Genomic DNA, 23,135 nt, shown 5'->3' with positions numbered 1-23,135 from the left:
CGACTCTCCTTTAGGCGCCGACCAGGATGGCGCGGACGTCGTTCACATTGGTGAGGGTGGGGCCGGTCCGCAGCGCGGTCCCCGCGGCCTCGAAGACGTCGAGGCTGCGATGCTCTTCGAGACAGGCGCGCGGGTCGAGGCCTTTCTGGCGGGCGGCGGCCAGCGTGCCCGGCCCCGCGATGGCGCCCGCCGCCTCCGACCTTCCGTCAATCCCGTCGGTGTCGGCGGCCAGGGCCCAGGTGTTGGCGGCCCCGTTCAGCGTCAGCGCCATGGCCAGCAGGCAAGCGGTGTTGCGCCCGCCGCTGCCCTTGGTGCCGGCAGGGAGGGTGACGGTGGTCTCCCCGCCCGAGAGCAGCACGCAGGGGGCGGGCAGGGGGCGGCCATGGGCCGCGACACTGCGCGCGATGCCGGCCAGGGCCGTGCCGACATGCCGCGCCTCGCCCTCCAGCGCATCGCCAAGGATCAGCGGGGTGAGGCCCTCCGCCCGCGCGGCCTCCGCCATGGCCCGCAGCGCCATCATGGGGGTCGCGACCATGCGGAATTCGGCGGTGGCAAGGCGCGGGTCGCCGGGCTTGGGGCTTTCCTCCGCACCCGCTTCCAGATGCGCCACCACGGCCGGCGGCAGCTCCATGCGGTGATGCGCCACCAGGGCGCGCGCGTCGGCGAAGGTGGTGGGGTCGGCGACGGTGGGGCCGGAGGCGATCACTTCCGGGTCATCCCCCGGCACGTCGGAGATGGCGAGCGTCACCACCCGCGCCGGATGGGCCGCCGCCGCCAGCCGCCCGCCCGAGAAGGCAGAGAGATGCTTGCGGATCGCGTTCATGGCGTGGATGGAGGCACCCGAGGCCAGCAGCGCCCGGTTGGTGGCGATCAGGTCCTCCAGCGTCAGCCCCGGCGCGGGCAGGGTGGCCAGCGCCGAACCCCCGCCCGAGATCAGGGCCAGCACCAGGTCGCGCTCGGTGAGGCCGTCCAGCATGGCCAGGATCTCGGCCGCGGCCGCCGCCCCCCCGGCATCGGGCACCGGATGGGCGCCGAAGCGCAGCGCGATGCGCGACAGCGGCAGCCCGGCCCCGTGCGGCGCGATGACCAGGCCGGTCAGCGGCACCTCCGGCCAGGCGGCCTCCACCGCCTGGGCCATCTTGGCCGCGGCCTTGCCCAGGCCGACCACGATCACGCGGCCCTCGCGCGGGGGCTCGGGCAAATGGGCGGCCAGGACGGAAAGCGGATCGGCCGCGCGCACGCCGGCCGCGAACATCGCCCGCAGCGCGGCCTCGGCGCGTTCGTCATCCCAGGCGCCTTCGCGCGATGCCATGCCTTGCCCTCCTCTTTCTCCCAATATGGACAAGGATGCGCGCCACGGCCACCGGGCGCTGATTGACAGGGCAGGGCCGTGGCTTTTCAGTCGCTTCCATGAACGCCACCGACCGCCCCATGCGCCTTGGCCTCTTCCTGCAGGGCGCGGGCCACCACGTCGCCGGCTGGCGCCATCCGGAGGCGGAATTCGGCGGCGAGAATCTCGGCCTGATCCAACGCATCGCCGCCACCGCCGAGGCGGGGCATTTCGACATGCTGTTTCTCGCGGACGGGCTGACCACCAGCGCCGACGCCCACCCCTCCTTCGTGGCCCGGCTGGAGCCGGTGGCGCTGCTTTCGGCCCTGGCCATGGGGACGCGGCACATCGGCCTGGCCGCCACCATGTCCACCACCTACACCGAGCCCTTCCACCTGGCCCGCGCCTTCGCGAGCCTGGACCACCTCAGCGGCGGGCGGGCGGCGTGGAATGCCGTCACCACCTCCTATGCGCGGTCCTCGGCCAATTTCATGCGGGGCGCCCATCCTTCGCATGATGACCGCTACGCCATAGCCGAAGAGTTCATTGATGTCGTGCGGGGCCTCTGGGACAGCTTCGCCGATGACGCCTTCGTGAAGGACAAGGCGCGCGGCGTCTATGTCGAGCCCGGGCGCGTCCACACGCTGAACCACCAGGGCCGATTCTTCACCGTGGGCGGGCCGCTGAATGTCTCGCGCCCGCCGCAGGGGCATCCGGTCATCATCCAGTCGGGCTCCTCCGGGCCCGGGCAGCGGCTGGCGGCGCGGGTGGGCGAGATCATCTTCACCGCCCAGCAGACCGAGGCCGAGGGCCGCGCCTTCCGCGAGGGCCTGCATGCCCAGGTGCGCGAAGCGGGCCGCGACCCCGACCATGTGATGGTGCTGCCCGGCGTCTGCCCCGTGATTGGGGGCACCGAAGCGGAAGCCAAGGCGCTCTACGCCCAGCTCCAGGGCGGGATCGACCCCGCCGCCGCCATCCTGCTGCTGAATGACCGGCTGGGGCATGACATCTCGGGCTATGACCTCGATGGCCCGCTGCCCGACCTGCCGCAATCCGACCAGCTGCAAAGCCGCGCCCGGCTGCTGACGGACCTCGCCCGGCGCGAGAACCTGACCCTGCGGGAACTCTACTACCTGGTGGCCGGCGCGCGGGGGCACCGCATCGTCTGGGGTACGCCCGAACAGGTGGCGGATGCGCTGGAGGAATGGTTCCGCGGCGGCGCGGCCGATGGCTTCAACATCATGCCGCCCTTCTTCCCCACGCAGTTCGAGCGTTTCGTCGGGGATGTGGTGCCCATTCTGCGTCGGCGCGGCCTGGTGCGGGGTGAATACACGGGGGCGACGCTCCGCGAGAATCTGGGCCTGCCCCGCCCGCCCAACCGCTTCTTCCCCGGCTGAGGCGCCCGCAAGCCGTTCCCTTGCGGCCGATGGCCGGCCTAACCTCCTCCCCAACAACAAGCTGGAGGAGACAACACCATGGCGATCGTCACATCGCGCCGCGTGGCGCTGGGCCTGATGGGGGCGGCGCTGCCCGCCGCCGCGTCCCGCGCGCAGTCGGCCTTCCCCGAGCGGCCCATCACCATCATCGTTCCCTTCGCGCCCGGCGGCTCGCCCGACATCGCGGCCCGCCTCATGGCGCCGCGCATGGCCGAACTGCTGGGCCGCCCGGTGAATGTGGACAACCGCCCCGGGGCCGGTTCCACCATCGGCTCGCGCGCCGTCATGCAGGCGCAGCCCGATGGCTATACCATCATGATGGCGCCCATCTCCTTCCTGACCGCGCCGCTCACCATGGACCCGCCGCCCTTCGACACGGCGGCCAGCTTCCGCGTGATCAGCCATATCGCGACCGTGCCCTACATCCTGGTGGTGCGGAACGACTTCCCGGCGCGGGACATGGCCGAGTTCCACCGTTACGTGGCGGCCAACCCAGGGCGTCTCAACTATGGTTCGTCCGGCAACGGCACGCCGCTGCACCTGGGCGGCGAGATGTACCGGATGATGATGGGCGCCGACATCGTGCATGTCGCCTATCGCGGATCGGGCCCGGCCATCGCGGCGCTGATGGGCGGGCAGGTGCAGATGGTCTTCGCCGACCTGCCCGGGGCCGGCGCGCAGATGCGGGCGGGCACCATCCGGCCCCTGGCCTCGCTGGTGCAGTCGCGCATCCCGGGATACCCCGACGTGCCCACCATGGCCGAGACCGACCAGCGCCTGGCGGAATATGAGGTCTACACCTGGGTCATGCTGGTGGCGCCCAAGGCCACGCCCGATGCGGTGGTGAACCGGCTGAACGAGGTGGCGCTGGCCGCCGCCCGCGCGCCGGAGATCGCGCCGCGCCTCGCGGAGCTCGGCTTCGCGCCGATCCACTCCACCCCCGCGGATGGCGACGCCTTCCTGGCGCGGGAGCAGGCGAAATGGGGCGCGCTGATCCGCAGCGCCGGCATCCGCTCCACCTTCTGATGCCCGCCCGCGAACGCGCCCCCGACTACCCCCGCCCGCCCCGGCTGGAGCCCAGCACCCGGCGGGTGCGAGTCATCCTGGGCGGGGAGGTGATCGTGGACAGCCGCGAATGCTGGCGCGTGCTGGAAACCTGGCACCCGCCTTCCTGGTACATCCCCGCTTCCGCCTTCGCCCCCGGCGCGCTGCGCCCCGCCCAGGGGTCGAGCTTCTGCGAATGGAAGGGCAGCGCGCGCTATTTCGACCTGCTGGGCGGTGGACGGGTCGCGGAGCGCGCCGCCTGGTCCTACCCCGACCCCACACCGGCATTCGCCGCCATCGCCGGGCATGTCGCGCTCTATGCCGGCCGGGTGGACGCCTGCTGGGTGGACGAGGACCGCGTCGAGCCCCAACCCGGCGGTTTCTATGGCGGTTGGATCACCCCCGATGTGGAAGGGCCCTTCAAGGGCGCGCCCGGCACCCGGGGCTGGTAGGCCCCGTCCGGCCATGGCAATGCGGCGGGGAAGGCAAGGAGGCACCCCCCAATGCGGACCCACAAGATCGCGGCCATTCCGGGCGATGGCATCGGCCAGGAGGTCATTCCCGCCGGCCTCGCCGTGCTGCGGGCCCTGACCGAGCGCGTTGGCGATTTTCGCCTGGACGTGACCGAGTTTCCCTGGGGCAGCGACTACTACCGCGCCAACGGGCGCATGATGCCCGAGGACGGGCTGAACCAGCTCAAGCGCTTCGACGCCATCTATTTCGGCGCGGTGGGCGACCCGCATCTGCCCGATGACCTGACGCTGTGGGGCCTGCGCCTGGCCATCTGCCAGGGTTTCGACCAGTTCGCGAACATCCGCCCCACCCGTGTGCTGCCCGGCCTAGAAAGCCCGCTGCGGGGCCTCGCGCCCGGCGCGATCGACTGGGTGATCGTGCGCGAGAACAGCGAGGGCGAATATGCCGGCCATGGCGGCCGCGCCCATCGCGGCCACGCCATCGAGGTGGCGACCGAGACCTCCATCTTCACCCGTGCCGGCGTGGAACGCATCATGCGCGCCGCCTTCGCCATCGCCGCCTCACGCCCGCGCAAGCTGCTGACGGTGGTGACCAAGTCCAACGCGCAGCGCCACGGCATGGTCTTCTGGGACGAGGTGGCGGCCAAGGTGGCCGAGGACTTCCCCGAGGTCCGCTGGGAGAAGGAGCTGGTGGACGCCATGGCGGCCCGCATGGTCCGCAAGCCCGCTGGCATTGATACCGTCGTGGCCACCAACCTCCACGCCGACATCCTGAGCGACCTGGCGGGCGCGCTGGCCGGTTCGCTGGGCGTGGCCCCCACGGCCAACCTGGACCCGACGCGGCAATACCCTTCGATGTTCGAGCCCATCCATGGCTCGGCCTTCGACATCATGGGGCAGGGGGTGGCCAACCCCATCGCCACCTTCTGGACCGCCTGCATGATGCTGGAGCACCTGGGCGAGGGCGCCGGCGCCCGCCGCCTGATGCGCGCCATCGAGGCCGCGACGGCCCAGGGCGTGCTGACGGCCGATCTCGGCGGCACGGCGCGGATGGATGACGTGACCCAAGCCGTCATCGCCGCCATCCGGGGCGACAACGCGCCGGATTGAAGCCTGGCCCCTTCGGGCGCATCTGGGGCGGGAGAGCAGAGGAGAAACGCCATGCCCGCCCCCCAGCCCGAAGCCGACCTGGCCCTCGGCGCCGCCACCAGCCTGGACCAGGCCACCCGCGACCGCATCGAGGCCGCGGCCTTCCGCAAGCTGGTCGCCCATCTGCGCGACCGGACGGATGTGCAGAACATCGACATGATGAACCTGACGGGGTTCTGCCGGAACTGCCTCAGCCGCTGGTACCAGGAAGCCGCCGGCGAGGTCGGGCTGCCGCTGGAAACCCCCGCCGCGCGCGAAATCGTCTACGGCATGGACTACAAGGCCTGGCAGGCCGCCCACCAGAAGGAGGCCAGCCCCACCCAACAGGCCGCCTTCAAGGACGCCATGGCCAAGCACGGCTGACGGCTTCCGTGAGGGGGGATTTGGGGCTAGACCCAGCCCCCCTGAACGGCCCAAGGAGGCGCCCATGTCCGACACGCCCGACACCGCCGCCGAGAGCCGCGCCCGCCAGGCCAAGGCCGCCGAATCCGAGGTGGGTGGCATCGCGCCCGAGCGGCTGCGCTCCATCATTGACCGGATCGAGCGGCTGGAGGAGGAGCGCAAGGCGCTCGCCTCCGACATCAAGGACATCTACGCCGAGGCGAAGAGCGCGGGCTTCGAGCCCAAGGTGATCCGCCAGCTCATCATGCTGCGCCGCAAGGAGCCGGCCGAGGTGGAGGAGCAGGAGACCCTGCTCGACCTCTACAAGCGCGCGCTGGGGATGTAGCGGCGCCTCAGCCGCGTTCCTGCCGGTAGCGCAGCAGCGCCCGGCCGAGGGCATTGGTGACCTCGGCACGGGTATAGGGCTTGGACAGCCAGCCCAGCGGCGCCGCCGCCACCTCCGCCCGGTGGCGGGTGGTGGGGTCCGAATGGGCCGTGGCGAAGACGCAGGGAATGCCGAAGCGGTCGCGGATTTCGGCCGCGGCATCAATGCCGTCCCGGCGGCCCACCAGGCGGATGTCCATCAGGACGATGTCGGGCGATTGCGATTCGGCCAGCGACACGGCCGCCTCCGCCGTCGCGGCGATGCCGATGACGGTGAAGCCGGCGGCCGTCAGGCTGTCCTCGGCATCCATGGCGACGAAGAATTCATCCTCGACAATCAGCACACGCCCGCGCGGAAGCTCGAGGCCGCCCTGGCGGTCATCGGCCGCGCGCACCAGGCGCCCGGGCCGTTCGGCATCGCCCCGCGCCATGACGGTTTCGCCGCGATCCTTCACCTGCGACATGTCCGTCGCACTCCTTTCATTCCTTCGGCGGGTCAGCCGGCGCCGGAAAGCGCAGGACCACGCAGGTCCCTCCCACCGCGCCAGGCCCCACCGACAGCTCACCATTCAGCTGCCGGGCCAGCCCGAGCACCAGTTTCAACCCGGTAGCGCCCGTGCGGGTTGCCGCATCAAGGGTGAAGCCGGGTCCATCATCCTCGACGCGCAGTTCCGCCATCTCCTCGGGCAGCCGCCGAAGGGAGATACGGATGCAGTCGGTCGAGGTTCCATCAGGGCAGCCATGCTTCACGGCATTGACCAGCAATTCGTGCAGCACCAGGCCGAGCGGCACGGCGGCGTCGTTGGAAATCTCCACCGGGTCGGCCAGGAGGCTGACGCCGTGTGGCACGCCCAGGCTGGCCAGCACCCCGCCGGCGACGGGCTGGAGGAAGGTCTCGCCCGGGACCCCACGCAGGTTGTCGCCCAAATAGAGCATCTGGTGCACCGTGCCGACCGCGGCGAGGCGGCGCGAGGCCTCGGCCAGGACCGCCTGGGGGTCCGTGGCCCAGGCCGCGGCCCGGCGGCTCATGCCCAGCATGCCCACCAGCATCTGGATGTTGTTCTTCACCCGGTGGTGCAGCTCGTTCAGCAGCACGTCGCGGTCGCGCACCGCGGCCTCGAGGGCGAGCTGGGCGCGGCGGCGGCGGCTGATCTCGACGTTCAGCTCGTCGAGCTTGCGGCCCAGCAGGGGGAAGCGGTCATCCTCCCGGTCCACGAGGCGCAGCAGCAGCCTGGCCCGGGTTTCGCCGCCCGCGGGGGTCATCACCGCGCCGAAGCCCCGGAAGCGCGTGACGCGCCCATCGGCGCCGCGCAGCTGCAGCGCGCCCGGAAGGGCGGTGCGGCTGCCCGAGCAGCGCCGCAGCCATAGCCGCAGCCGATCGGCCGCCTGCTCGTCGGGGCCCAGCGCGGCGAGGTCGGCACCCGTCTCCACACCCGCGCCGAATCGCGCCCGCGCCGCCCGGTTCGCGAAACCGATCCGCGCATCGGTGCCCAGGACGAGCGCGGGTTCGGGAAGGGTCTGGAGCACCTGGGCCGCGCCTTCAGCCAACGTCATCTCGACGAAAGTACTCCCGGGCCCCTGGCGTTGCAGCCTCGTCGGGGCGGAGCAGCACGACCACCCGGCAGGCGGGGTCCCCGGCCGCGATGGTCCGCTCCAGCCGAATGGCCGCATAGCCCTGGCTTTCGGCCGCGATGGCGCCGAAGACGTTCGAGGTCATCATGCACAGCGAAGGCCGCCCTTGGACGAATTGGCCAAAGGGGCAGGCGGTGTTGCCGAAGACGATCTGGTTCTCATCCTCCTCGAGGATCGAAAAGTCGCCCTGGATGCGCCGCTTGAGGTCCACCAGCACCTCGCCCAGCTGACGGCGGTCGAGGCGATCCACCGCCAGGGCGCGGCGATACTCGTGATGGATGTGCTCGCCCATGGCGGCGCCGACCAGGCTGATATAGCCCGAGGCCTCCTCCAGCCCGACGACATCCTCGAGGGCGCCCGAAAGCTCCCGCAGCAGGCGGCGAAGAAACACGTCCCGCTCCAGCGGCACGGCGAGCCCCGCGACACTCTCCCCCGGGGGTGAGACGGGAGAGTGATGGTCGGACATGTCCACATCCCCCATCGAGAGAGGCCAAAGGTACGGGAATCGCACCGATGCGTGCCGTGCCGCGGAACAGGTCAATGTCCCGTGGAACAAATAAGTTTGCACGGACCAATTATGGCGGCCGGAAAGCATCCGGGTCAAGGAAGTATCCAGAGCTTTCCATGGTGGATAGCTTTGGAATTTCGACCATCCGCCTCTGCCGCTCAACGCCCGGATGATTTCACCGGGCGGGCTGGCGGCTTGCCTGTCAGCGCGGCCCGCGCGTCCGATTGAGCGCCAGTTCCTCCGGCGTCAGCAGGAAGCCCACCATGATGCGGTGATCCTGGATGCGACGCTCGGCGCGCAGGGGGAAGACCAGCTCGACCCGGGGAGATGTCACGGTCGTGACGGTGGTGTTGGGGGCGAAGGTCACGCGCTGGACGAAGGTCTGGCGGTTCAGGATGGTCTCCGTCCCGTCCTCGACGATGGCGATGAACCATGGCAGTTCCGCGCCGCGCTCCGTGCCCGCGGGGCCGCGTTCCACCTGGAAGCGGGCGGCGAGCGAGACGGCCACCCCCTGGCCGCGCCGCGCGCCGCGGCAGGCGCCGTCCAGCGCCTGGATGCGGGCGTCGAGCACCAGCGTGGAAAGGTCCGGCGGCGTGCCGGGGCGGTGGCGCGACAAATCCGCCACGTCCGAGGGCAGGCTCAGCGTCGGGCAGGCGATCAACAGGTTTTCCACACGGGATTGCGAGCATCCGGCCAGCCCCAGCGCGGCCAGAAGAACCATCCCCACACCCCAGAACTTGCCCCGCATCGCCACTCCCTCTCTCCCGCGCGCAACCCGGCGCCCCGCATGACTTGTCGCGGCGCCGCGGCGGCGCCATGTGTCCGGCGCCTCACGTCTGGCACCGATCGCGCCGAAGCGGTAGTCTCGGATGCTCGAACACGCGCTGGGAATACAACCATCCATGGACCAAAAGCCCACCCTGAAGGTTCTGCTCGCCGGTCCGCGCGGCTTCTGCGCCGGGGTGGATCGCGCCATCAAGATCGTGGAGGAGGCGCTGAAACGCTACGGCGCGCCGGTCTATGTGCGGCACGAGATCGTCCACAACCGCTTCGTGGTGCAGTCGCTGGAGGCGCAGGGCGCGGTCTTCGTGGAGGAACTCGACGAAATCCCCGATGATGGCCAGCCCGTGGTGTTCAGCGCCCATGGCGTGCCCAAGTCCATCCCGGCCGAGGCCGAGCGCCGGCAGATGTTCTTCCTGGACGCCACCTGCCCGCTGGTCAGCAAGGTGCACCGGGAGGCCGAGCACCATTTCACCCGCAACCGCCACATCTTCCTGATCGGCCATGCGGGCCATCCGGAGGTGATCGGCACCATGGGCCAGCTGCCGCCCGGCGCCATCACCCTGGTCGAGGACGAGGCCCAGGCCCGCAGCGTGGAGCCCCCGGTGGGCCACGACCTCTCCTTCATCACGCAGACCACGCTCTCGGTGGATGACACGGCCGAGATCGTGGACATCCTGCGCGAGCGCTTCCCGCAGATCTCCGCCCCCGCTAAGGAGGACATCTGCTACGCCACGACCAACCGCCAGGCCGCCGTGAAGGAGATCGCGCCGCGCGTCGAGATGATGATCGTGGTGGGCGCGCCCAATTCCTCCAACTCGCTGCGCCTAGTCGAGGTGGCCAGCCGCTCGGGCTGCAAGGCCGCGGTGATGGTGCAGCGCGGCCGGGAATTGGACCTCGATCAGGTCGCGGCCTTCGCCAGCGTGGGCATCACCGCCGGCGCCAGCGCGCCCGAATTGCTGGTGGAGGAGGTCCTGGCCAAGCTGCGCGAGCGCTACAGCCTCGACATCGAGGAAGTGGTGGTGGCCGAGGAGAAGATCATCTTCAAGCTGCCCGCCGCCCTCGCCACCGCCCCCGCCGCCTGACGCCCATCCCGTTCAGTGGCGGTCTACACCGAGGTCACGGATGAGGCGCTGCGCGCCTTCCTGGCCGAATATGGCATCGGCGACCTCCTGGCCTATCGCGGCATCGCGGAGGGCGTCGAGAATTCCAACTACGCGCTGAAGACGACGCAAGGCGACTACATCCTGACCCTGTATGAGAAGCGGGTGGACCCGGCGGAACTGCCCTGGTTCCTCGGCCTCATGCGGCATCTGGCGGCGGGCGGCATCTCCTGCCCCGAGCCGGTGCCGGGGCGGGATGGCGCGGCGCTGCGGCAGCTGGCCGGCCGGCCGGCGGCCATCTGCACCTTCCTGCCCGGCTTTTGGCCGCGCCGGGTGCGGCCCTCGCATTGCGCGCCGCTGGGCGATGCGCTGGCCGGGCTGCACGCCGCCGGCATGGGCTTCCCGGCCACGCGGAAGAACGGGCTGGGCGCCGATTCCTGGGCGCCGCTGCTGGACCGCTGCCGTGCGGATGGGGAGCCTGCGCTGATCGGGGAGCTGGACGCGGCGCTCGCCGCCATCCTCGCCGAATGGCCCACCCCCGGCGCCCTGCCCATCGGCCACATCCATGCTGACCTGTTCCCGGACAATGTCTTCTTCCTGGAGGATGCGGGGCGGCGGCCGCGCATCTCGGGGCTGATCGACTTCTACTTCGCCTGCACGGACATGCTGGCCTATGACATCGCCATCGTGCTGAACGCCTGGTGCTTCGAGAGCGACTACCAGTTCAATGTCACCAAGGCGCGGGCCATCCTTTCCGCCTATGGCGCGCGGCGGCCGCTGACACCGGCCGAATGGGCGGCGCTTCCGGTCCTGTGCCGGGGGGCGGCGATGCGCTTCCTGCTGACCCGCCTCTATGACTGGGTGAACACACCCCCGGGTGCGATGGTCACGCGCAAGGACCCGCTGGAATACCTGCACCGCCTGCGCTTCTTCGCCCATGCGCGCGACGCCGCCGCGATCGGGGGCTGAGATGTTGGAGACGCCGGAGAACACGCCAGGCGGCGTGGTCGAGATCTGGACCGATGGCGGCTGCAAGCCCAATCCGGGCCCTGGCGGCTGGGCGGCCATCCTGCGCTTCGGCGCGGCCGAGCGCGAATTGACGGGCGCCGAGCCGGCCACCACCAACAACCGGATGGAACTTTCGGCCGCCATCGCCGCGCTGGAAGCGCTGAAACGCCCTTGCCGCGTGGTGCTGCACACCGACAGCGAATATGTCCGTAACGGCATGGAGCGCTGGATCAAGGGCTGGGTGCGCAACAACTGGCGCAACGCGGCGCGCGAACCCGTGAAGAATTACGAGCTGTGGCAGCGCCTGCTGGCCGCCGCCAAGCCGCATCAGGTCGAGTGGAAATGGGTGCGCGGCCATGCCGGCGACGTCATGAACGAGCGCGCCGATGTGCTGGCGACCCAGGCGCGGGAAAGCCTGGGCCGGTAGCGCGCGATCGGCTTCGGTGGTCTTCACCGAAGCCGTGAATCAGCGCCCGGCCATTGCCCGTCTTAGCGCTCCGGCTGCAGGCTACGCGGCCCCACTCGCAGCACCGGCGTCGCGCAGACCTCCAGCCCCGCCATCTCGATGGCGCTGCCATCCACGAAGACGACGCGAACCGCCTGCGGCTCGGCCCCCGTCGGCGTCTGGAAGGTGCCGCCGGGGGGCAGGATGTTCGGCGCCAGCCGGTCACGCCCCCAGCCGGCCGGGCCGGTGCCGCTGACATAGAGCTGTTCGATGGCCTGGCCCGCGCCATTGCTCACGCGCAGCACGGCGTCGCAGCGGCCCATGGGCGTGCCGCCGCCGGCCGCCACGCAGCCGGCCAAAAGAAAGAGGGGAAGAACGCGCCACATGGTCAGCTCCAATTCGGGTCAATGGCGGGGATGGCGCCGCCGCCGGTGATGGCCTCGCCGGCCGCCAACAGCACATCCTCGCGGTAGCGGGGCCCGGCGAGCTGCACGCCCACCGGCCGGTCGCCCACCATCCCGGTGGTGATGGCGAGCGCCGGCACACCGATGAAGGGCAGGCCCACCTGGGTCAACTGCGCTTCCAGCAGTTCCCGGAAGCGGTCGAAGCCGTTGGTGTCCTCCTCGTTGTCGAAGGGCAGTTCACCACAGACCGGCAGCAGCACCACCGGGTAGCGGGTGAAGAATTGCATCCATTGCCGCACGAAGCCGGCGCGCGCCGTCAGCGCGTCCTGCAATTCCGCGAGGTCGGCGGGCGGCGGGGTGAGCTTGGCCAAATGCTGGTAGACGGCGAGCGAGGCGGGCTCGTTCTCCTGCTCCACCGCGGCCATCACGCCGCGGTGCAGCAGCTCCATCCAGAGCATGCCCTGCAGGCGCGCGGGCTCGCGCAGGGGGGGCAGGGCGTCCACCTCCTCCACCAACCAGCCGCCGTCCTTCAGGCGGGAAGCGGCCTCACGCAGGGCTTTTTCGACGGCAGGGTCCACCTTCATCCCCTCCGGCGCCACGCAGAGCGCGGCGCGGCGCGGCAGCTCGGGGCCTTCATGGGGCACGGGCACATACCAGGGGTCGCGGTGGTCGGGCAGGCTCATCGCGTGCAGACCGAGGCGCACATCCGCCACGCTGCGCGCCAGCGGCCCGCTGACCGACATCAGCTGCGGGCCGATGTCGCGTTCGGGCAGCGAGGGGTTCCAGACGGGAATCCGCCCCAGCGTCGGCCGCAGCCCATGGATGCCGCAGACATAGGCGGGGTAGCGCACGGACCCGCCGATATCCGTCCCATGCCCGATGGCGCCGATGCCCGCCGCCGTGGCCGCGCCGGCCCCGCCCGAGGACCCGCCCGGTGTGATGTGCCGGCCCAGCGGGTTGTAGGTCGCGCCATGGATCAGGTTCGAGCAGAACCAGCGCACCGAGAAGGCGGGCGTATTGGTCCGCCCGATGATGACGGCGCCGGCCTTCTTGAGGTTCGCCACCACCGGGTTGTCCTCGGTGGCGCGGTGGCCGGCCTGGGCGCGCAGCCCATTGGTGGTGGCGAAGCCCGCCTGGTCCACATTCACCTTGATGGTGACGGGCACGCCGGCCAGCAGGCCCGGCGCCTCGCCGCGGGCCAGGGCGGCGTCCACGGCATCGGCGGCGGCCAGGGCCTGTTCGGGCATGGTCTGGACGACGGCGTTGAGGCGGGGGTTCACGGCATCGAGCCGCGCCAGCGCCGATTGCGCCACCTCCCGCGCCGAAACCTTGCGCGCGGCGATGGCCGCCACCGTTTCGCTGGCCGTCCAGCCCCAGATCTCCGTCATCGCCGCCCCCGTGCTCGGTTCTCCCGGCATCATCGCCGGGAGGGGGCGGGCGTCAATCAGCCGGTGCCGAAGCCCGAGCCCGGCTTGCGGTATTCCGGCCGCGGCGGGCTGAAGATGTCCAGCACGCGGCACCCCTCCGGCCCCGCGCGCATGGTATGCGGCACGCCGCCGGGCGTGCGCCAGAAATCGCCCTTCTTCACCTCGATGGCCTCATCGCCCTGGAATCGGATCGCGCTGCCTTCCAGCAGCACGCCCCATTGCTCCTCCGGGTGGTGGTGCATGACGCCCTCGGCGTTGGGCGCGATCTCCACCACCGAGAGCATGGCCTGCTCGCCCGCGAAGATGCGGGTGGTGACGCCCGGCGCGAGTTCGCGGAACAGCCCCGCCGCCGTGTCGTCCAGGCGGTGAAATTCCTCGCGCTGGCTCATCCCGGCAGTTCCAGCACGTTCTTGCTCAGGATGTTCCGCTGGATCTCGTTGGTGCCGCCATAGATCGTGGTGGGCCGCGCCTGGATGTAGAGCGCACCGGGGTTGAGGTTCCGGTTGCCCTCCATGGGGCCGAACAGCCCGGCATTCTCGCCCGCGACTTCCAGCGCCGTCTCGGTGATGCGCTGGAACAGCTCCGACTGCACGATCTTGAGCTGGGAGACGTCGGCGCCCAGCGGGCGGCCCTGCTTCAGCACCTCCACATAGCGGGCGTAGAGGGCCTTGAGGTCCTCCAGATCCGTGCGGTGGCGGCCGTAGCGGTCGGCGAAGAGGGGGTCTTCCGCCAGGCCCATCCGCTCCGCCAGTTGCCGCAGCCGGGTCAGCGCATAGGCGGATTGGCGGGGCGAGCCCAGGTAGATGCGCTCGAAGCTCAGCAACGCCTTGGCCATGTCCCAGCCCTTGTTGAGCTGGCCGACCAGATTCTCCTTCGGCACCTTCACATTGTCGAAGAAGACCTCGCAGAACTCGTCATGCATCTCGAGGTTGATGATGGGCCGCACGGTGATGCCGGGCGTGTTCATGTCCACCAGCAGGAAGGAAATGCCCTCCTGCTTCTTCGCCGCCTTGTCGGTGCGGACCAGCAGGAAGATCCAGTTCGCGTCCTGCGCCAGCGTCGTCCAGGTCTTCTGGCCGTTCACGACATAATGGTCGCCCATGTCCACCGCCTCGGTGCGGAGGCTGGCGAGGTCCGAGCCGCTGTTGGGCTCGGAATAGCCCTGGCACCAGATATGCTCGCCATTCAGGATCTTGGGCAGGAAGTGCTGCTTCTGCGCCTCGGTCCCGTAGCGGATCACGAGCGGGCCCAGCATGATGATACCGTGGTCGTTGCAGCGGGCGCAGCCCCAGCGCTCCAGCTCCTCGGTGAAGATGATCTGCTTCGCGGGCGACAGGCCAAGCCCGCCATATTCCCGCGGCCAGCCGGGGCAGAGCCAGCCCTTCTCGGCCAGCCTGAAATACCAGACCTTGTTCTCCTCCCAGTGGAGGCGCTTCTCGGGGTTCCGCAGCTCGGCCGGATAATTGGCCTCGATCCAGGACCGGATGTGCAGGCGGAAGGCCTCGTCCGGCAGGGCGTTCAGATCATCCGGCTCACGCGGCGTGATGGCATTCATGGGGCTTCTCCCGGGAGATGATGGGGGCGGTGCGGGTGGTCTTGCGGGAGGGCGCTGCCCTCCCGGACCCACCCGCCAGGGGCCAGTGGGCCCCTGGACCCGTTCACTTGGATTGGGTTTGGAGGGAGGGGCATGGCCCGCCCTGGATCAAGGTCGTGACGGTGACGCCCCTCCCTCCAAACCCAACAGGGGAAAGAGGGGTCCGGGGACCCAAAGTCCCCGGCGGAAGGGGCCCGGGGAAGGCAGAGCCTTCCCCGCACACCGCCCGCGCCACCCTCATCGCCCCTGGAAGCTGGGCTTGCGCTTGCCCAGGAAGGCGGCGCGGCCTTCGCGGAAATCGGCCGTGGTGAAGAGGGTGGCCTGGAAGTCGGATTCACGGGCGAGTGCGGTTTCGAGCTGGTCCGCGAACCACTGCTTGGTGAAGGCGATGGGCAGGGGGGCTTCCTGCGCCAGCGTCTGGGCCCGCTCCAGGGCCACTTCCAGGGCCCTGCCCTTGGGCACCACATGGTCCACGAGGCCGATGGCCTTCGCCTCGGTGCCGAGATACTGCGTGTGGAACAGCAGCATGTCGCGCGCGCGGCCCACGCCGATGCGGGCGGGCAGGGTGGCGGGCATGCCCATGTCCGACATCAGGCCGATCTTGTGGAAGCCGGCCATGAAGCGCGCATCCTCGGCGGCCACGATGTGGTCGCAGAGCAAAGCGAGCGAGAGACCCGCGCCCACCGCCCAGCCTTCGACGGCTGCCACGATGGGCAGGTTGCCGCGCGCCAGCAGCCGCACCAGGCGGTGGGTGCGGCGCATCCGCTCCCGCCCGTCATAGGCGCTTTCGATGTCCATGCCCGAGATGTCGCCCCCGGCCGAGAACACGCCTTCGCTGCCCGTCAGGACCAGGGCGCGCGTCTGCCCATCGGCCGAGGCGCGTTCGAGGGCCTGTTCGAGTTCCACGCGCAGCGGCACCGCCAGGGCGTTGCGGCGCGCGGGGTAGTCCAGCGTCAGCACCACCACCGCGCCATGGCGCTCGTCGGTGATGCGCATGCGGGTCTTGGGGTCCATGCCGTCCATTGTTTCCTCCCGCGCGGCGCTCAGGCCGCTTCGTCCTCGGTCTCGGGTGCCAGCTCCATGAAGCGGCGGCGGTGCAGGTTCGCGCCGCCATAGGCCGGCGCCAGCACCATGGTCCGCCGCAGATGCAGCCCCACATCGTACTGGTCGGTGTAGCCGATGCCGCCATGTAGCTGGACGCAGGCCTGCTGCACCGCCATGCCGGCCTCGCTCGCGCGGGCCTTGGCGCGGCTGACGAGCGCGCGGGCGGCGTCACCGGTCAGGCCGTCATCCAGTGCGGCGGCCGCCTGCTCGACGGCGGCGCGGGTCAGCGCCACCTGGATCTTGGCGTCGGCGGCCTTGTGCTGCAGCGCCTGGAAGGTGCCGATGATCTTGCCGAACTGCTGGCGGGTGCGGAGGTAGTCCAGCGTCATGGTGAACGCCGCCTCCATGCCGCCGAGCAGCGAGGCCGCGGTCAGCAGCGCCGCGCGGTCCAGCCCCTCGGCAAGCGCCACGCCCACATCATCGGCGATGTGTGTGCCCGGCCCGTGCCCCGTGAAGGGCAGGGGGCGGACGGTGCCATAGTGGCCGCCATCCTGGGTCTGTTCGGTCGTGATCTCGACCTGGTCGCGCGTCAGGAGGTGCAGCGCCACGCGCCCGCCCTCGGCCACGGGCCAGAGAATGTGCGTGGCCCCCGCCGCCATGGGCACGAAGCGCCGCGAGCCGTCCGCCGAGGTGGCGGGCGAGAGCGTGTGCGCGCGGTCCTGCCAGGCGGTCAGCACCACCGCCTCGCCGACCAGGAGTTGTGGCAGGACGGTGGATTCCCCCGCGGCCGCCAGCAGATGGGCCGAGAGCATCAGCGCCACGACGGGTTCCGGGGCCGAGGCGCGGCCCACTTCCTCGGCCAGCGCCACGCCTTCGCCGAGGCCGAGCCCCGTGCCGCCGGCTTCCTCGGGGACGGAGAGGCCGATCCAGCCCGCCTCGCCCATGGCGCGCAGCAGGGCAGGGTCGAAGCCCGGCTCCTGGAAGCGCAGGGCGCGCACGCGCGCCATGTCGGCGCCGAGCAGCCCGCGCGCGCTGTCGCGGATCATCTCGATGCTTTCGGCGCGGTCGCCCTCGAAGGGCGCCACGCCGGCGGCGAGTGCGGCGCTCACGAACGGGTGTGCAGCTTGGCCGCACTCTTCGCCTGGAGTTCCTCGAGGCTGATCCCGGGCGCGATGTCCCGCACCACGAAGCCAAGCCCCGGCTCGATGTCGAGCACCGCCAGGTTCGTATAGACCCTCCGCACATTGCCGGGCGCGGTCAGCGGATAACCGCAGCGCTCCACGATCTTGGGGCGGCCATCCTTGGTGGTGTGCTCCATCACCACCCAGAGCTGCTTGGCGCCCACGCCGAGGTCCATCGCCCCGCCCACGGCGGGTGCGGTGTCGTTCTCGGAGGTGGCCCAGTTGGCGAGGTCGCCATTTTCCGCCACCTCGAAGCCGCCCAGCACGCAAAGGTCAATATGCCCGCCGCGGATCATGGCGAAGCTGTCGGCGTGGTGGCAGAAGCTGCCGCCCGGCCGCAGCGTGATCATCTGCTTGCCGGCATTGATCAGCCAGGGGTCCTCCTTGCCCTTCTCGGGCGCCGGACCCATGCCCAGCACGCCATTCTCGGACTGGAAGATGACCTCGCGCTCCAGCGGCACATGGTCGGCGATCAGCGTGGGAATGCCGATGCCGAGATTGACGACCCAGCCTTCGGGAATGTCGGCGGCGGCCTTGGCGGCCATCTGGGCGCGGGAAAAGGGCTGCATGGCGTTTCTCCTCGTTGGGGAGGTTAAGACATGAATTGGCAGATGGTCACGCCCAGGGCGCGCCGCGATCCACGCGCACCACGCGCTTCACATAGATGCCGGGGGTCGCGATCATCTCGGGGTTCAGTTCGCCCAGTTCGCGGATGTGCTGCACCTGCGCGATGGTGAGGTCGGCGGCCATGGCCATCACCGGGTTAAAGTTCCGGCCCGACTGGTTGTAGGTGATGTTGCCCCAGCGGTCGGCCTCCCAGCCCTCGATGAGGGCCACGTCGGCCTTCAGCGCGTGCTCCATCACGTATTTGCGGCCATTGAACTCGCGCTCCTCCTTGCCCTTGGCCAGCAGCGTGCCGGTGGAGGTGGCGGTGTAGAAGGCCGGGATGCCCGCACCCGCGGCGCGCATGCGCTCGGCCATGGTGCCCTGGGGGACGATCTCCAGCTCGATCTTGCCCTCGCGGTACAGCTCCTCGAAGACGACGCTGCCGGCGCTGCGCGGGAAGGAGCAGATGATCTTCCGCACCCGGCCCAGCTCCATGAGCCGCGCCAGGCCCACATGCCCCGTGCCCGCATTGTTGGCGACGCAGGTGAGGTCGGTGGCGCCCTGTTCGATCAGCCCCTCGATGAGTTCATCGGGCTGGCCCACGCTGCCGAAGCCGCCGATCAGGACGGTGCTGCCATCCTTCACGCCCGCCAGCGCTTCCGCCACCGAATTCACGATCTTGTTGATCATCCGCTTTCCTGCCCTCAAGCCCCGGGCGCGAGGCACGCCGCAGCCCGGTGGGCGGCGCACCGCGCGCCGCCGCTACTCTGTCGGCGCGGATTGTGCGGGCAGGGGCCGCGTTCTCCAAGGGGGCGCGGCGGAATTTCAGCCTTTCGCGGTTGGTAGCAGCGCCGTGACCTCGGGCGTCGTCACCGCGCCCCGCATGAAGGCGAAGCGGCCGGCGCGGAGTTCGCGCGCCGCCCCCACCAGCGCCCCCATGGCGTGGCGGTAGAGCGCGCCGCCGAGCGAGACGCGCCGCACGCCCGCCGCCGCCAGTTCCTCCAGCGGCACGGGGCCGGAGCGCGGCCCGAACACCACGTTCACCGGGCGCGGCGCCACGGCGCGGACCACGGCGCGGATGCTGTCCATGTCGGGAAGGCCGGGGGCATAGAGCACATCCGCCCCCACCTCGGCGAAGGCGACCAGGCGGCGGATGGTGTCGTCCAGGTCGGGCCGCCCGTGCAGGAAATTGTCGCAGCGCGCGGTCAGCACGATGCGCCCGCGCGCGGCCTTCGCCGCGGCGGCGATGCGCGCCACCGCGTGGTCGAAATCATGGATCGGGCGGGCGGGGTCGGCGGTGATATCCTCGATGCCCAGCCCCGCCAGGCCGGCGGCGATGGCCGCTTCCACCGTCGCCACGACATCCTCGGGCGCGGGGCCGAAGCCATCCTCCAGGTCGCCATTCACCGGCAGGCCGGTCAGGCGCGCGATCAGCGCCGCATTGGCGATGGCGGCCTCACGGCTGATGGCCGCCCGCGCGTCCGGCAGCCCGGCCGCGAAGGCGATGCCGAGAGAGGTGGAAGCGAGTGCGGCAAACCCCTCCCGCGCCAGCAGCACCGCGGATGCGCCATCCCAGGGGTTGGGCATGACGAAGCAGGGGCCCTGGTGCAGGGCGTGGAAGGCCTCATAGGCGGCGGACATGGCGGCGTCTCCTCGGCGCGGGCGACAAGCCTGCACCGGAAGGGCGCGGGAACGCTTCGGCGTTGTGCGAAACCCAGCCATCTTCCCGGGCGGGACCGGCCATGGTCGCTGCGACCTACTCCGCCTCGGCGTAGGGGTTCTCGGTTCCGCGCAGTTGCAGCCGGATGGGCACGCCCGGCATGTCGAATTCCGCACGGAAGCCGTTCAGCAGGTAGCGCTGGTATTCCAGCGGCAATTGCTCGGCCCGCGTGCCGAAGATGACGATGGTGGGCGGCCGTGCCTTCGGCATGGTGGCGTAGCGGAGCTTGAGGCGCCGCCCATCCACCAGCGGCGGCTGGTGCTTCTCCAACATGTGCTCGAACCAGCGGTTCAGGGCGCCCGTGCCGATGCGGCGGTTCCAGCGTTCATGGGTGCGGCGCACCGCGGGCATCAGCTTGTCCACGCCCGCGCCCGTGGCGGCGGACATGGTCACGACCTCGATGCCGCGCAGCTGGTTCAGCGAGGTCTCCAGCGTGTCCGCCACGCGGCCGCGCGCCGCCGCACGGTCCTCCACCGCATCCCACTTGTTCAGCGCGATGACCACGGCGCGGCCCTCGCGCTCCGCCAGGCGCGCGATGCGGATATCCTGCTCCTCCAGCCCCAGCAGGGCGTCGAGGACCAGCACCACCACCTCCGCCTCGCGCAGCGCGTTGATGGAGGCCGCGACGCTCATCTCCTCCAGCCGGTGGGTGATGCGGGCGCGCTTGCGCATGCCCGCCGTGTCCACCACCCGGATGCGCCCGACCTCATCCTCGAACTCGGAGGCGATGGCGTCGCGCGTCAGGCCTGGCTCCGGCCCCGTGATCATGCGCTCCTCGCCGATCAGCGTGTTCAGCAAAGTGGACTTGCCGGCGTTCGGCCGGCCCAGGATGGCCAGGCGCAGCGGGCGATTGTCATCGTCCTGCGCGGCGTCCTCGGGCGGCGCGGGCAGGTGCTCCGCGATCTCGTCCATGAGGGTGCCGATGCCCTCGCCATGCTCGGCCGAGACGGCGATGGGGTCGCCCAGGCCCAGCTCATAGGCCTCCATGGCGGCGGAGGCGCCGCCGCGCCCCTCGGCCTTGTTGGCCACCAGGATCACGGGGCGGCGGGCGCGGCGCAGCCAGTTGGCGAAGGCGCGGTCGGCCGCCGTGATGCCGGCGCGGACGTCCACCACGAAGATGGCGACGTCGGCCATCTCCAGCGCCGCCTCGCTGCTCGCCCGCATGCGGCCGAACAGCGTCTCGGGCGCCGCTTCCTCCAGCCCCGCCGTGTCCACCAGCATGACGTCGCGGCCGGCGATCATCGTCTCGGCTTCCTTGCGGTCGCGCGTGACGCCGGGCGTGTCGTCCACGATGGCGATGCGCCGCCCGACCAGCCGGTTGAACAGGGAGGACTTCCCGACATTCGGGCGGCCCAGGATCGCGACGACGGGCAGCCCGCCGGCTTCGGCCGTGCTCATCCCACGCCGCGCAGGGCGACGACGCTGCCGCTGTCCACCAGCAGATAGGCGCCTTCCAGCGCCAGCGCCGGCTGGAGGGTGCAGCCCGAGGGCAGGCGGGAGCGCGCGAGGATCTCACCCGAATCCGCGTCCACCTCGATGGCCTGGCCGGTGCTGCTGGTCAGCAGCAGGCGGGCCCCGCCGATCACCGGCGGGCCGTAGAGGATGGGGTCGCGCCGCCGGTCGGGGTCGCCGAAGGCGGGGAGGGAGGTGATCCAGCGGATGCGCCCATCCTCGCGCCCCATGCAGAGCAGCTCGGCCTCGCGGGAGAGCAGCCACACCCAGTCGCCGGCCGCCGCCACCGTCACCGGGCCGCCCACGTCGCGCTCCCACACGCGCCTTCCGGAGCGCAGGTCGAGCGAGGCGCTGGTGCCGCCCACGCTGGTGACGTGCACCCGCCCGCGGTCAATGACGGGCATGGCCGTGATGGCGCTGATGTCGGAAAGCGAGGGGGCGCCGGAACGCGCCATGCCCAGGCTCTCGGTCCAGACGGTGCGGCCATCGGCCACGCGCAGCGCCACGATCTCGCCCGAGGCCAGGCCCACCACCGCGAGGTCTCCCTCGATGGCGGGGCTGGGCTGACCCAGCATCAGGGCCTGCACGGGGATGCCGCGGAAGGACCAGGCCCGGCTGCCATCCTCGGTCGAGAAGGCGAGCACGTGGTTTTCCACATTGGGCACCAGGATGCGCCCGCCCGCCACCGCGATGCCGCCGCGCGCGGCGGAGGGCATGGGCGCGCGCCAGCGGATGGCGCCCGTGGCGGGGTCCAGCGCCATGACCTCCGCGAGGCCGGTCACGACGTAGAGGCTGCCTTCGTGCAGCGCCATGGCGCCACCCAGCGCGCCGCCGCGCGAATCCTCGGGGCGTGTGTCGCGCTGCCAGCGGCGGCTGCCGCGCGCGATGTCCAGCGCGGAGACACGCCCCATGGCGTCCATGGCATAGACCGTCTCGCCCTCGACCAGGGGCGGCGCGGTCATGCGCTGGCGATAGCCGGTGCCGGTGCCGATGGAGCTGCGCCAGACCTCGCCCAGCGGGCGGGCCAGGGCGAGGTGCCCCGGCGCGTGGTTGGCGGTGCCGCCGGGCGTGGCCCAGGCGGTGTTGACCACCGGCGGGGGCAGGGCGAAGGGCCGGGCCTGGGCCGAGGCATCCACCCCCAGCGTGCGCTGGGCCGAGAGCACGGGCGCGCGGGTGCCGGGCAGCGGCTCCTTGCGGGTGCCGAGCAGCCGGTCGGTCGCGTCGGTGATGGTGTCGCAGCCGGCGACCAGCGCGGCGGCGCCCATCAGGGCGGCGCGGCGGCCCCAAACGCGGCCACCCTGGGGGGCGGCATTCACGGGCTTGTCCATCAGCTTCCCATTCCTTGCATCAGGCGGTTCGCGCGTTCCCGGATCCCGGGCGGCGTCGCCGCATCGGCCAGCAGGGCCTGAAGATGTCCCCGCGCCTCGGCATTACGGCCGGCGCGGAGGGCAACCAGCGCCAGCACCTCCCGCGCGGAGGCACGCCAGGGCGCGGCATCGCCCGCCAGCGGGGTGAGGCGGGCCGTGATCTCGCCCGCATCCGCCACGTCCACCGCGTGCAGGCCCCACAGCACGGTGGCGAGGTCACGGTAGAGGCTGTCCACCCCGCCATCGCCCGCCAGGGCGTTGTAGGCGGCCAGGGCCTCGCCCTGCTGGCCCGTCTCGGCCAGCAGGGCGGCGGCGCGCAGCCGGGCCAGGGTGCGATAGCCGGGGGGGGCCTCCGCGGCGATGGCATTGAAGCGTTCGGCGGCGGCGCGCATGTCCGCGCCCTCGGCCGCGGCCTGCTGCGCCACGGTCAGGAATTGCGCGGCGGCCTGGCCGGCCTGGCGGTTCTCATACCAGCGCCAGCCCTGCCAGCCGGCCACGCCCGCCAGCACCAGCAGCAGCGCCCCGGCCAGCAGGCTGCCATAGCGCATGGCCAGCCGCTTGGCGCGTTCGGCGCGCAGTTCCTCATCAACTTCGTCAACAAGATCGGGCAAGGCTCTGGGCTTTTCCGGATGTGGGCCGCGTGGGAGGAGGGGGTATAGCTTGCGCT

26 protein-coding genes are annotated in these 23,135 nt (G+C 71.1%); 9 read left to right on the top strand and 17 right to left on the bottom strand.

Annotation, left to right across the window (positions count from 1 at the left end; translation table 11 throughout):
- Window positions 1-10 precede the first annotated feature (10 nt).
- Window positions 11-1,312, bottom strand: coding sequence for a glycerate kinase type-2 family protein (locus JTN19_RS16085; protein WP_206934690.1), 1,302 nt, complete (start codon window positions 1,310-1,312; stop codon window positions 11-13).
- Between the two features lie 98 nt (window positions 1,313-1,410).
- Between JTN19_RS16085 and JTN19_RS16080 the strand changes: the two genes are divergently transcribed.
- The 6 genes from JTN19_RS16080 (at window position 1,411) to JTN19_RS16055 (ending at window position 6,159) form a co-directional block, all read left to right on the top strand.
- On the top strand, window positions 1,411-2,727 hold the full coding sequence (locus JTN19_RS16080) for an LLM class flavin-dependent oxidoreductase (RefSeq protein WP_206934686.1): 1,317 nt from the start codon (window positions 1,411-1,413) through the stop codon (window positions 2,725-2,727).
- A gap of 78 nt (window positions 2,728-2,805) precedes the next feature.
- Window positions 2,806-3,792: a Bug family tripartite tricarboxylate transporter substrate binding protein gene (locus JTN19_RS16075; protein WP_206934684.1), complete on the top strand. Its 987-nt coding sequence runs from the start codon at window positions 2,806-2,808 to the stop codon at window positions 3,790-3,792.
- Window positions 3,792-4,262: a DUF427 domain-containing protein gene (locus tag JTN19_RS16070; RefSeq protein ID WP_206934682.1), complete on the top strand. Its 471-nt coding sequence runs from the start codon at window positions 3,792-3,794 to the stop codon at window positions 4,260-4,262. The genes JTN19_RS16075 and JTN19_RS16070 overlap by 1 nt, the downstream gene beginning before the upstream one ends.
- Window positions 4,263-4,313: 51 nt before the next feature.
- A complete protein-coding gene (locus tag JTN19_RS16065; protein WP_206934680.1) occupies window positions 4,314-5,393 on the top strand; it encodes a tartrate dehydrogenase in 1,080 nt (359 codons plus the stop codon).
- A gap of 51 nt (window positions 5,394-5,444) precedes the next feature.
- Window positions 5,445-5,795, top strand: coding sequence for a DUF1244 domain-containing protein (locus tag JTN19_RS16060; protein WP_191085706.1), 351 nt, complete (start codon window positions 5,445-5,447; stop codon window positions 5,793-5,795).
- A gap of 64 nt (window positions 5,796-5,859) precedes the next feature.
- Entirely contained in the window at window positions 5,860-6,159 is a 300-nt protein-coding gene (locus JTN19_RS16055; protein WP_184385649.1) for a DUF2312 domain-containing protein, read from the top strand.
- Window positions 6,160-6,166: 7 nt separating this feature from the next.
- On the opposite strand, the gene JTN19_RS16050 is transcribed toward JTN19_RS16055, so the two are convergent.
- The 4 genes from JTN19_RS16050 to JTN19_RS16035 form a co-directional block, all read right to left on the bottom strand.
- Window positions 6,167-6,661, bottom strand: coding sequence for a response regulator (locus JTN19_RS16050; RefSeq protein WP_242531207.1), 495 nt, complete (start codon window positions 6,659-6,661; stop codon window positions 6,167-6,169).
- Window positions 6,662-6,677: 16 nt separating this feature from the next.
- Window positions 6,678-7,751: a sensor histidine kinase gene (locus tag JTN19_RS16045; RefSeq protein WP_206934678.1), complete on the bottom strand. Its 1,074-nt coding sequence runs from the start codon at window positions 7,749-7,751 to the stop codon at window positions 6,678-6,680.
- On the bottom strand, window positions 7,738-8,295 hold the full coding sequence (locus JTN19_RS16040) for a methanogen output domain 1-containing protein (protein ID WP_206934676.1): 558 nt from the start codon (window positions 8,293-8,295) through the stop codon (window positions 7,738-7,740). Before JTN19_RS16040 ends, JTN19_RS16045 begins: the two co-directional genes overlap by 14 nt.
- Before the next feature lie 244 nt (window positions 8,296-8,539).
- Window positions 8,540-9,085, bottom strand: a complete 546-nt coding sequence (locus tag JTN19_RS16035; RefSeq protein ID WP_206934674.1) for a hypothetical protein — start codon at window positions 9,083-9,085, stop codon at window positions 8,540-8,542.
- 121 nt (window positions 9,086-9,206) lie between these two features.
- On the opposite strand from JTN19_RS16035, the gene ispH reads away from it, so the two are divergent.
- The 3 genes from ispH to rnhA are packed head-to-tail and all read left to right on the top strand — an operon-like array spanning window position 9,207 to window position 11,655.
- Window positions 9,207-10,202 (top strand): 4-hydroxy-3-methylbut-2-enyl diphosphate reductase, encoded by a 996-nt coding sequence (ispH, locus tag JTN19_RS16030; RefSeq protein ID WP_206934672.1) that lies wholly within the window; start codon window positions 9,207-9,209, stop codon window positions 10,200-10,202.
- Between the two features lie 15 nt (window positions 10,203-10,217).
- Window positions 10,218-11,189, top strand: coding sequence for a homoserine kinase (locus JTN19_RS16025; protein ID WP_206934670.1), 972 nt, complete (start codon window positions 10,218-10,220; stop codon window positions 11,187-11,189).
- Window position 11,190: 1 nt separating this feature from the next.
- Window positions 11,191-11,655: a ribonuclease HI gene (gene rnhA, locus JTN19_RS16020; protein WP_206934668.1), complete on the top strand. Its 465-nt coding sequence runs from the start codon at window positions 11,191-11,193 to the stop codon at window positions 11,653-11,655.
- A gap of 62 nt (window positions 11,656-11,717) precedes the next feature.
- Here the strand turns inward: rnhA and JTN19_RS16015 are convergent, their stop codons facing one another.
- The 12 genes from JTN19_RS16015 to JTN19_RS15960 all read right to left on the bottom strand — a co-directional run bounded on the left by JTN19_RS16015 (window position 11,718) and on the right by JTN19_RS15960 (window position 23,079).
- Window positions 11,718-12,059 carry a hypothetical protein gene (locus JTN19_RS16015; protein WP_206934666.1) on the bottom strand — a complete coding sequence of 114 codons (342 nt, stop codon included), beginning with the start codon at window positions 12,057-12,059 and terminating at the stop codon, window positions 11,718-11,720.
- 2 nt (window positions 12,060-12,061) lie between these two features.
- A complete protein-coding gene (locus tag JTN19_RS16010; RefSeq protein WP_206934664.1) occupies window positions 12,062-13,465 on the bottom strand; it encodes an amidase family protein in 1,404 nt (467 codons plus the stop codon).
- Between the two features lie 56 nt (window positions 13,466-13,521).
- Window positions 13,522-13,893 (bottom strand): cupin domain-containing protein, encoded by a 372-nt coding sequence (locus tag JTN19_RS16005; RefSeq protein ID WP_206934662.1) that lies wholly within the window; start codon window positions 13,891-13,893, stop codon window positions 13,522-13,524.
- The gene (locus JTN19_RS16000; protein WP_206934660.1) at window positions 13,890-15,059 is read right to left on the bottom strand and encodes an acyl-CoA dehydrogenase family protein; all 1,170 of its coding nucleotides are present in this window, start codon (window positions 15,057-15,059) and stop codon (window positions 13,890-13,892) included. Before JTN19_RS16000 ends, JTN19_RS16005 begins: the two co-directional genes overlap by 4 nt.
- 276 nt (window positions 15,060-15,335) lie before the next feature.
- Window positions 15,336-16,112 (bottom strand): enoyl-CoA hydratase/isomerase family protein, encoded by a 777-nt coding sequence (locus JTN19_RS15995; protein WP_206934658.1) that lies wholly within the window; start codon window positions 16,110-16,112, stop codon window positions 15,336-15,338.
- A gap of 29 nt (window positions 16,113-16,141) precedes the next feature.
- The gene (locus tag JTN19_RS15990) at window positions 16,142-17,251 is read right to left on the bottom strand and encodes an acyl-CoA dehydrogenase family protein (RefSeq protein WP_340643345.1); all 1,110 of its coding nucleotides are present in this window, start codon (window positions 17,249-17,251) and stop codon (window positions 16,142-16,144) included.
- The gene (locus JTN19_RS15985; RefSeq protein ID WP_191085698.1) at window positions 17,248-17,892 is read right to left on the bottom strand and encodes a 3-oxoacid CoA-transferase subunit B; all 645 of its coding nucleotides are present in this window, start codon (window positions 17,890-17,892) and stop codon (window positions 17,248-17,250) included. The genes JTN19_RS15990 and JTN19_RS15985 overlap by 4 nt, the downstream gene beginning before the upstream one ends.
- Before the next feature lie 46 nt (window positions 17,893-17,938).
- Entirely contained in the window at window positions 17,939-18,619 is a 681-nt protein-coding gene (locus JTN19_RS15980) for a 3-oxoacid CoA-transferase subunit A (protein WP_191085697.1), read from the bottom strand.
- Window positions 18,620-18,754: 135 nt separating this feature from the next.
- Window positions 18,755-19,570 carry an isocitrate lyase/PEP mutase family protein gene (locus JTN19_RS15975; RefSeq protein WP_206934656.1) on the bottom strand — a complete coding sequence of 272 codons (816 nt, stop codon included), beginning with the start codon at window positions 19,568-19,570 and terminating at the stop codon, window positions 18,755-18,757.
- 115 nt (window positions 19,571-19,685) lie between these two features.
- A complete protein-coding gene (gene der, locus JTN19_RS15970) occupies window positions 19,686-21,047 on the bottom strand; it encodes a ribosome biogenesis GTPase Der (protein WP_206934654.1) in 1,362 nt (453 codons plus the stop codon).
- Window positions 21,044-22,429 (bottom strand): PQQ-like beta-propeller repeat protein, encoded by a 1,386-nt coding sequence (locus JTN19_RS15965; RefSeq protein WP_206934652.1) that lies wholly within the window; start codon window positions 22,427-22,429, stop codon window positions 21,044-21,046. The genes der and JTN19_RS15965 overlap by 4 nt, the downstream gene beginning before the upstream one ends.
- Window positions 22,429-23,079: a tetratricopeptide repeat protein gene (locus JTN19_RS15960; RefSeq protein ID WP_206934649.1), complete on the bottom strand. Its 651-nt coding sequence runs from the start codon at window positions 23,077-23,079 to the stop codon at window positions 22,429-22,431. Before JTN19_RS15960 ends, JTN19_RS15965 begins: the two co-directional genes overlap by 1 nt.
- Window positions 23,080-23,135: the final 56 nt, after the last annotated feature.

Origin of the sequence: Roseococcus thiosulfatophilus, from assembly GCF_017311575.1 — a bacterium.
Taxonomy (GTDB): Bacteria; Pseudomonadota; Alphaproteobacteria; order Acetobacterales; family Acetobacteraceae; genus Roseococcus; species Roseococcus thiosulfatophilus.
Note: the sequence above shows the minus strand (reverse complement) of the source record. Positions and strands in the feature narration are given on the sequence as shown.

What these genes read in the sequence shown, in the direction of transcription:
- JTN19_RS16060 (WP_191085706.1), top strand. Translation starts at nt 5,445, where the DNA reads ATGCCCGCCCCCCAGCCCGAAGCCGACCTGGCCCTCGGCGCCGCCACC.
- JTN19_RS16065 (WP_206934680.1), top strand. Translation starts at nt 4,314, where the DNA reads ATGCGGACCCACAAGATCGCGGCCATTCCGGGCGATGGCATCGGCCAG.
- JTN19_RS16045 (WP_206934678.1), bottom strand. Translation starts at nt 7,751, where the DNA reads ATGACGTTGGCTGAAGGCGCGGCCCAGGTGCTCCAGACCCTTCCCGAA.
- JTN19_RS15985 (WP_191085698.1), bottom strand. Translation starts at nt 17,892, where the DNA reads ATGCAGCCCTTTTCCCGCGCCCAGATGGCCGCCAAGGCCGCCGCCGAC.
- JTN19_RS16080 (WP_206934686.1), top strand. Translation starts at nt 1,411, where the DNA reads ATGAACGCCACCGACCGCCCCATGCGCCTTGGCCTCTTCCTGCAGGGC.
- JTN19_RS15975 (WP_206934656.1), bottom strand. Translation starts at nt 19,570, where the DNA reads ATGTCCGCCGCCTATGAGGCCTTCCACGCCCTGCACCAGGGCCCCTGC.
- rnhA (WP_206934668.1), top strand. Translation starts at nt 11,191, where the DNA reads ATGTTGGAGACGCCGGAGAACACGCCAGGCGGCGTGGTCGAGATCTGG.
- JTN19_RS15995 (WP_206934658.1), bottom strand. Translation starts at nt 16,112, where the DNA reads ATGGACCCCAAGACCCGCATGCGCATCACCGACGAGCGCCATGGCGCG.
- JTN19_RS16010 (WP_206934664.1), bottom strand. Translation starts at nt 13,465, where the DNA reads ATGACGGAGATCTGGGGCTGGACGGCCAGCGAAACGGTGGCGGCCATC.
- JTN19_RS16015 (WP_206934666.1), bottom strand. Translation starts at nt 12,059, where the DNA reads ATGTGGCGCGTTCTTCCCCTCTTTCTTTTGGCCGGCTGCGTGGCGGCC.
- JTN19_RS16040 (WP_206934676.1), bottom strand. Translation starts at nt 8,295, where the DNA reads ATGTCCGACCATCACTCTCCCGTCTCACCCCCGGGGGAGAGTGTCGCG.
- JTN19_RS16000 (WP_206934660.1), bottom strand. Translation starts at nt 15,059, where the DNA reads ATGAATGCCATCACGCCGCGTGAGCCGGATGATCTGAACGCCCTGCCG.
- ispH (WP_206934672.1), top strand. Translation starts at nt 9,207, where the DNA reads ATGCTCGAACACGCGCTGGGAATACAACCATCCATGGACCAAAAGCCC.
- der (WP_206934654.1), bottom strand. Translation starts at nt 21,047, where the DNA reads ATGAGCACGGCCGAAGCCGGCGGGCTGCCCGTCGTCGCGATCCTGGGC.
- JTN19_RS16055 (WP_184385649.1), top strand. Translation starts at nt 5,860, where the DNA reads ATGTCCGACACGCCCGACACCGCCGCCGAGAGCCGCGCCCGCCAGGCC.
- JTN19_RS16075 (WP_206934684.1), top strand. Translation starts at nt 2,806, where the DNA reads ATGGCGATCGTCACATCGCGCCGCGTGGCGCTGGGCCTGATGGGGGCG.
- JTN19_RS16005 (WP_206934662.1), bottom strand. Translation starts at nt 13,893, where the DNA reads ATGAGCCAGCGCGAGGAATTTCACCGCCTGGACGACACGGCGGCGGGG.
- JTN19_RS16050 (WP_242531207.1), bottom strand. Translation starts at nt 6,661, where the DNA reads ATGTCGCAGGTGAAGGATCGCGGCGAAACCGTCATGGCGCGGGGCGAT.
- JTN19_RS16070 (WP_206934682.1), top strand. Translation starts at nt 3,792, where the DNA reads ATGCCCGCCCGCGAACGCGCCCCCGACTACCCCCGCCCGCCCCGGCTG.
- JTN19_RS16035 (WP_206934674.1), bottom strand. Translation starts at nt 9,085, where the DNA reads ATGCGGGGCAAGTTCTGGGGTGTGGGGATGGTTCTTCTGGCCGCGCTG.
- JTN19_RS16085 (WP_206934690.1), bottom strand. Translation starts at nt 1,312, where the DNA reads ATGGCATCGCGCGAAGGCGCCTGGGATGACGAACGCGCCGAGGCCGCG.
- JTN19_RS15965 (WP_206934652.1), bottom strand. Translation starts at nt 22,429, where the DNA reads ATGGACAAGCCCGTGAATGCCGCCCCCCAGGGTGGCCGCGTTTGGGGC.
- JTN19_RS15980 (WP_191085697.1), bottom strand. Translation starts at nt 18,619, where the DNA reads ATGATCAACAAGATCGTGAATTCGGTGGCGGAAGCGCTGGCGGGCGTG.